The sequence below is a fragment of the Hyphomonas sp. genome, assembly GCF_046313975.1.
GTDB lineage: Bacteria > Pseudomonadota > Alphaproteobacteria > Caulobacterales > Hyphomonadaceae > Hyphomonas.
The window spans coordinates 146,555-152,554 of the sequence record NZ_JBKBXB010000002.1 but is presented as its reverse complement, the minus strand read 5'-3'; the positions used below and the strand labels follow the sequence as shown (position 1 = coordinate 152,554).

The 6,000-nt window shown below is 65.4% G+C and carries 9 protein-coding genes; 1 reads left to right on the top strand and 8 read right to left on the bottom strand.

The window, feature by feature from the left end; genetic code table 11:
* The 5 genes from ACK4TE_RS01665 to ACK4TE_RS01645 all read right to left on the bottom strand — a co-directional run.
* On the bottom strand, positions 1-493 hold a 493-nt coding region (locus ACK4TE_RS01665; RefSeq protein ID WP_409909726.1), incomplete at its 3' end, for a hypothetical protein.
* 8 nt (positions 494-501) lie between these two features.
* A complete protein-coding gene (locus tag ACK4TE_RS01660) occupies positions 502-1,227 on the bottom strand; it encodes a hypothetical protein (RefSeq protein WP_409909725.1) in 726 nt (241 codons plus the stop codon).
* Positions 1,228-1,307: 80 nt separating this feature from the next.
* A complete protein-coding gene (locus ACK4TE_RS01655) occupies positions 1,308-1,823 on the bottom strand; it encodes a hypothetical protein (protein ID WP_409909724.1) in 516 nt (171 codons plus the stop codon).
* Positions 1,824-1,882: 59 nt separating this feature from the next.
* Positions 1,883-2,452: a hypothetical protein gene (locus ACK4TE_RS01650; RefSeq protein WP_409909723.1), complete on the bottom strand. Its 570-nt coding sequence runs from the start codon at positions 2,450-2,452 to the stop codon at positions 1,883-1,885.
* 5 nt (positions 2,453-2,457) lie between these two features.
* Entirely contained in the window at positions 2,458-3,435 is a 978-nt protein-coding gene (locus tag ACK4TE_RS01645) for a quinone oxidoreductase family protein (protein WP_409909722.1), read from the bottom strand.
* A 131-nt stretch (positions 3,436-3,566) separates the two neighbouring features.
* Here ACK4TE_RS01645 and ACK4TE_RS01640 point away from each other — a divergent pair, with 131 nt between their 5' ends.
* A complete protein-coding gene (locus tag ACK4TE_RS01640; RefSeq protein ID WP_409909721.1) occupies positions 3,567-3,935 on the top strand; it encodes a VOC family protein in 369 nt (122 codons plus the stop codon).
* A 20-nt stretch (positions 3,936-3,955) separates the two neighbouring features.
* Here the strand turns inward: ACK4TE_RS01640 and ACK4TE_RS01635 are convergent, their stop codons facing one another.
* The 3 genes from ACK4TE_RS01635 to ACK4TE_RS01625 all read right to left on the bottom strand — a co-directional run bounded on the left by ACK4TE_RS01635 (position 3,956) and on the right by ACK4TE_RS01625 (position 5,901).
* Positions 3,956-4,216, bottom strand: coding sequence for a hypothetical protein (locus ACK4TE_RS01635; protein WP_409909720.1), 261 nt, complete (start codon positions 4,214-4,216; stop codon positions 3,956-3,958).
* A 9-nt stretch (positions 4,217-4,225) separates the two neighbouring features.
* Positions 4,226-5,014 (bottom strand): enoyl-CoA hydratase/isomerase family protein, encoded by a 789-nt coding sequence (locus ACK4TE_RS01630; RefSeq protein ID WP_409909719.1) that lies wholly within the window; start codon positions 5,012-5,014, stop codon positions 4,226-4,228.
* Between the two features lie 104 nt (positions 5,015-5,118).
* The gene (locus tag ACK4TE_RS01625; RefSeq protein WP_409909718.1) at positions 5,119-5,901 is read right to left on the bottom strand and encodes a TerC family protein; all 783 of its coding nucleotides are present in this window, start codon (positions 5,899-5,901) and stop codon (positions 5,119-5,121) included.
* Positions 5,902-6,000 lie beyond the last annotated feature (99 nt).

The window sequence follows — 6,000 nt, the reverse complement described above, 5'->3', positions numbered from 1 at the left end:
CCGAATGGCGCACAAACAATGGCATGCGGGCGCCGGTTTCAAAGTTGTGCATCACGGGCTCGCCTTCCGCATCGGTCACATAGAACAGCGCCGGTTGGTCGATGCGCGCCTGCGCCATTGCCGCATCATGATCCTGCCCCATCCAGACGGCCGCGCCCTGCGTCTCGATGATCACGTCAATGGCATTGGCCGCCACCACCGCATGGGTCTGCGGAATACCGCCGCCGAGCCAATCCTGATACGCCGCCTCGGCATCAATATAGACCAGCGGCCTCACGATCTCGACACCGCCCGGCTCGGATCTCACCTGCAGGATTTCCTCGCTCTCCGGATCAATCGCCAGGATTACCAGAAACCCGTCCAGCGCGCGGCGCAGCTCTGCCAGCCCCGCGCTCTCGGCCTGCGCCCGCGGGGCGTCTTCCGCCTGCGCCGGGGTAATGCTGCCTGTCAGAGCAAGGGCCGCGATCCCGGCCATCAGTACAAGGAATTTCATTTTACGCCCTATTCAAACACAAAAGTTGCCAGAGCATCGAACGCCTCGTCCATCTCGCTCTTGTAGTCGCGGATCAGCACCGCACCCGCTTCCCGTTGCATCGACCAGCGCACCACGCTCGGCGACGATGCAATACGCACCGCCTGCAACCTGCCATCCCGAATCGCCCCGATCACCTTGGAGAAATCGGCCACAACCACATTGAGGGCCGCAGACTGTCCCTGCGTTGCCAGGAAGTCGGTCATTTCCGTCTTCACCCGGTCGGCCTCTTCAGCATCGAGATAGAACACGACCTTGAATTCGCCATCGAATTCCTGCGTCACCATGCTGCCATCGCCCTGCGTGATGTAGAACGAAGGCGGCTCGCCGCGCGAGGTGTTGGAGATCGCCGCATTCGCCGCGGTCGTGCGCCAGATCACATCGCCGCCGGTCGCAGCCCAGAGATCAGCGCCGTTGACGAGGCGTCCCTCCGTCCGCTCGGCCAAGCCCGCTTCAACCGTTTCCGTCTTCGCGTCCTCGGCATCAATGTACGCAATCACCACATGGCGCTGGTTCGTGCCGTCCGCATTGCGGCGCACTTCCGTTGCGAGGTTACCGGTGTTCACGTCGGCGGGCACCACGACATAGAAATACTTCATCGCCTCGGCCAGCGCGGGCGGCGCAGCCGGCGCCTCTGCCGCGGCTGGCAGCATCGCCGCCAGCATCGCTGCAGCCGCCATCATCGTTCGAATCATCGGGCGTCCCCTTCACGTCCTCAACTGCCGCCAACCTAACAATCGCCCCGCGCCCGTCCAGCAGGCGTCAGCAGCCCGTGTCAGACCGGCTCAGGCTCAAGTGCAGGCGGCGGTGCCAACTGGTCATCAATCGCGGATTCCATCGCGTCCGGCCAGTCATCCGCCGTGCCCACACAGTCGCGCCGGAAACTCGAATCCGTAGTCTCCACACTGTCCGGCCGCGCCGGATCGCTCGTCACGAACACTTCCCAGTCGAACTGGCAGGCGCGCGTCGCAAAGCTGCGTGTGCACTGCGCGGCGGGCTCGGGATAATCCTCGTGCGCCTCGCCGTAGATACACTCATACCCGGCCGCCTGCAGCGCGCTGAGCGCCGCCGCCCGCCCTCCGGGACGCAGCAGCGTATGCACCGCGTTGGCACAATCCGCTTCCAGCGTCTCGCCTGGCCCCGCCTGCCAGTCCATCGAGGCATGGAACTCATCCAGCGTCGCCGGCGCGGCCACTTCTGCCACCTCCACCACCTCTGCCGGCACCTCCACTGCTTCCGGCGCGCAGGCCACCAGCCCGGCCGTCATCAGGATCATCAGAACACGTCTCATTTCCTGTTCCTCCAAGACACCCCACCCTCCTCCCGGATTGAGGCGCAATCAAGGGGGCTTCACACCGCCGGCAGGATGTGGAACGCCGCCGCTGCCAACGCGCCCGCTCCAGCCCCCATGTTCACATCCGCAAGCGTATGTCGCCGAAGATACAACCGCGACCAGGCGATCAGCCCTGCCATTCCAGCGCCTGCCGCAACTATCAGGATCTCCGGCCAGAACAGCCCCGCCCCGAACACGGCAAAAGCTGTATGCAGAGACAGCTTCACCCACCGCGACATCACCAGCGAAGTCGCAATGATCACCGCCGACAGCCCAAGGCCGAGCGCAATCTCCGGCGCCTGCGCGCTCCACCAGGCCCATACCGCCCCCGCAGTCAGCAGCGGCGCCAGGAAGAGATTCAACTCGCTGCGCTCCTCCGGCACCGAAGCATCGGTATCAGCCCATTTGCCTCGTCGCACCTGCACGAAACTGTAAAGCATCACCGCGGCCGCCGCGCCGCCCGCTACCGTCAGCACCGTGCGCGTCAGGTCTTCCGGCGCGCCCGCTACCACGGCGCTGAGACCCGCGGCCAGCGGCATGAAGATCGCCGGATGCCCTGCCACCGAAACAGCATGCGCCAACGCCATTCGCATCACGGCACCAGCAACGTCGCCCCGCTCGTTCCCCCGCTCTCCAGCGCCAGGTGCGCTTCGGCGGCATCCTTCAGCGCAAAGCGCTGGCCGATATCCGCCTCCAGCACGCCTTCCGCCAATAGCCCGAACAGCCGCCGCGAGGCCCGCGCCAGCGCTTCCGGCGTGTCCGTGAAATTGAACAGCGTCGGCCGCGTCATCACCAGCGAGCCGCCCGCCGCCAGCCGCCCCGGCGGGATCGGATCGGCGGGCCCGGATGCATTGCCATACGAGATGAACCAGCCGCGCGGCTTCAGGCTCGACAGCGAGGCCTCCGCCGAAATCCTGCCCACGCTGTCATAGGCAACATCCACGCCCTTGCCACCCGTCAGCTCACGGACCTTTTTCGCCACATCGTCATAACCGACAACCACATCGCTCGCACCCAGTGCTTTCGCCCGCTCCGCCTTCGCCGCGCTCGATGTCACCGCGATCACCCGCGCGCCGATATGTTTCGCCCAGGGCGTCAGCAGTGATCCGACCCCGCCGACCGGCGCCCAGACAAGCGCTGTCTCGCCGGCCTTCAGTGGACGGATCTCTTCCAGCAGCATCCACGCCGTCATGCCTTTCAGCATCACGGCGGCCGCCTCCTCATCGCTGATCGCCGCCGGCAACGCCACCATGCCTGCCGCCGGCCCGGTATAATGCGTCGCGTAAGTACCGCGCCCGACATAGCCCACCCGGTCGCCGGGCCCCAGATGCGTCACGCCCTCGCCGACCTCCTCGACCACGCCTGCACCTTCCGACCCCGGAACAAATGGCAGCGGCAGTTTGTACAGCCCCGTGCGGTGATAGGTGTCGATGAAATTCACCCCCACCGCCGTCTGGCGCACCAGCGCCTCGCCCGGCCCCGGCGCGCGCGGCGGCGCCGCCTCCGCCACCATCACCTCCGGCCCCCCGGTCTGATGCACCCGGATCGCATAGGCATTGGGAAGGGTCATCGGCATACTCCGTTATCGCTCTGCCGTTTGAAGCGCGCCGCCAGCCCTACGTCAAATCCCGCGACTGAAATGTGACTCGACACGACTTGTAAGTTCTGCTTTTGTTCTTTTCTGCAAGAAGGAGATCAAAAATGATCGGATACGTCACCCTCGGCACGACGGACCTGGCCCGCGCCGCAAAATTCTATGATGCCATCGCCGCCGAACTCGGCACGCCGCGCATGTTCACGATGGACAATTTCATCGCCTGGGGCACGCCCGAAGGCGGCGCCGGCATCGGCCTCTGCTATCCGCACGATGGCAAGCCGATGAGCGTCGGCAACGGCGTGATGGTTGCACTGCAGGCCAAGGACAAGGCGCAGGTTCATCGCCTCTATGATCTCGCCATCAGCCTCGGCGCCACCTGCGAAGGCCCGCCCGGCCCCCGCGGCGACACCTTCTACGCCGGCTACTTCCGCGACCCCGACGGCAACAAACTGAATGCGTTTGTAATGGGCTGATCCGGCCGGCCGGCGCGGGATCAGTTATGCCCCTCGCGCGGACGCGGCAGGATCATGCCCTCGTACAGGTAAAGGTCCGGGCGCTCGGCATTGCCTGGGCGGATGCGGGCGAGTGCATAGCGCGACAGCGAGATGCGGCGCGGCGGCGCAAACGTGGTGCCCGGCACCGCGTGCATGGCCTCGGCAAACGGCTCGCCGCCGACCTCGACCAGCCGCGCGATGGCATAGGTGACCCCGCCTGCCTCCAGAGGCAACGGGATGACCACGAGATCCTCATCCATCGACGGCTCCTAGGTTCCCGTAAACTTCGCCGGCCGCTTCTCGAGGAACGACGCCACCCCCTCCTTGTGATCGGCCGATTTGAAACAGGCCGACAGCGCCGTCACATGCGCCTTCATGTGCTCCGGCAACTCGCGCGCGAGACCCTCATAGACCAGCGCCTTCATGTGGCGGATCGAGAAGGGCGAGGACACGAGATAGCGCTTCGCCTCGGCTATCGCCGCGTCCATCAGCGCCTCCGGCGCCACCACCTCGTTCGCATAGCCGATCTCCTTCGCCTCCGACGCCTCGAGAAACCCGCCCGAGTAAAGCAAACGCAGCGCGCGTGAATGCCCGATCAGGCGCGGCAACAGCCAGCTGCCCGCCCCCGTATCCGGCACGAGGCCCCGGTGCGCGAAGTTCCACGCAAAGCGCGCGCGGTCCGTGACGATGCGCACATCGCACTGGCTCGAAAACTCCGCCCCCATACCCACGGCAAAGCCGTCAATCGCCCCGATCACCGGCTTCGGGCACGACACCAGCGGCCACCAGACATCATTCTCATGCGCCTCGCCACGCACGCCGCGCGTCTCGCCCGGAATGGTCGACAGGTCGGCCAGGTCCGTGCCTGCACAGAACGTCCCGCCCGCCCCAGTCACGATCAGCACACGGACGGTATCATCCTCAGCCACTTCCCGCACCTTGCCGATGAACGCCGCGAGCATCGCATAGGTCATCGCATTGCGCTTCTCCGCGCGGTCAATCGTCAGGATGCCAATCCCGTCATCCCGTTTCTCGAACTTTATATGATGCGCCGTCATCTGTTCCTCCATCCCTTCAGCCCCTCTCCCTTGGGAGAGGGGTTGGGGTGAGGGGGCGCGCCCTCTCACCCCGTCTCAAATTCAGCGAGCTTCCACCCGCCTCCTCAATGCCCTCCGGCCGCCGCCTTCGCCTTGTTCTTCCCGGCCCGGATGTTCAACAGTTCCACGCCCAGCGAGAAAGCAATCGCGAAGTAGAGATACCCGCGCGGGATATGGAAACCGAGCCCGTCGGCCACCAGCGCCACGCCCACCAGCAGGATGAACGCCAGCGCCAGCATCTTCGTCGTCGGATGACGCCCGATAAAGTCCGCCAGCGGATTGGCCGCCACCGCCATCACGATGGTCGACAGCACCACCGCCGCCACCATGATCACCAGCACATCGGTCATCCCGATGGCGGTGATCACCGAGTCCAGCGAGAACACGATATTGATCACGAACAGCTGCACGATCACCGCGCCGAACGCGGTCTTCGCCGCCGCCTCCTCATGCCCGCGTCCTTCCACGGAGGCGTGGATTTCCTGCGTGCCCTTCCACAAGAGGAACAATCCGCCTGCCAGGAGGATCAGGTCCTTCATCGTGAACTCGCCGATATGTTCGGCCACTTTCGGATCGCCCGCCGCCAGGATCAGCGCGATGTCCGGCGATACATGGAACAGCGCATGGCTCTCCAGCTGGATGATCCAGAAGATCAGCCCCAGCATCAGGATCCGCAGCGCCATCGCGCCCCAGATGCCGATCCGCTGCGCCCGCTGCCGCTCGGCGCCCTGCAGCTTGCCGGTAGCAATCGAGATGAACAGGATATTGTCGATCCCCAGCACGATCTCGAGGAAGGTCAGCGTGGCGAGCGACCCCCAGAAAACAGGCGTCATCATCAGCTCAAGCATGGCAAATCCCTCCGCCGCTTGCTGCCACTGAAGCCTGCTCCGCGCGCGCCGGCAAGGCCTTCCCCGGCGGCGGCGCTTGCGCGCCTGCCTGCGCCGTCG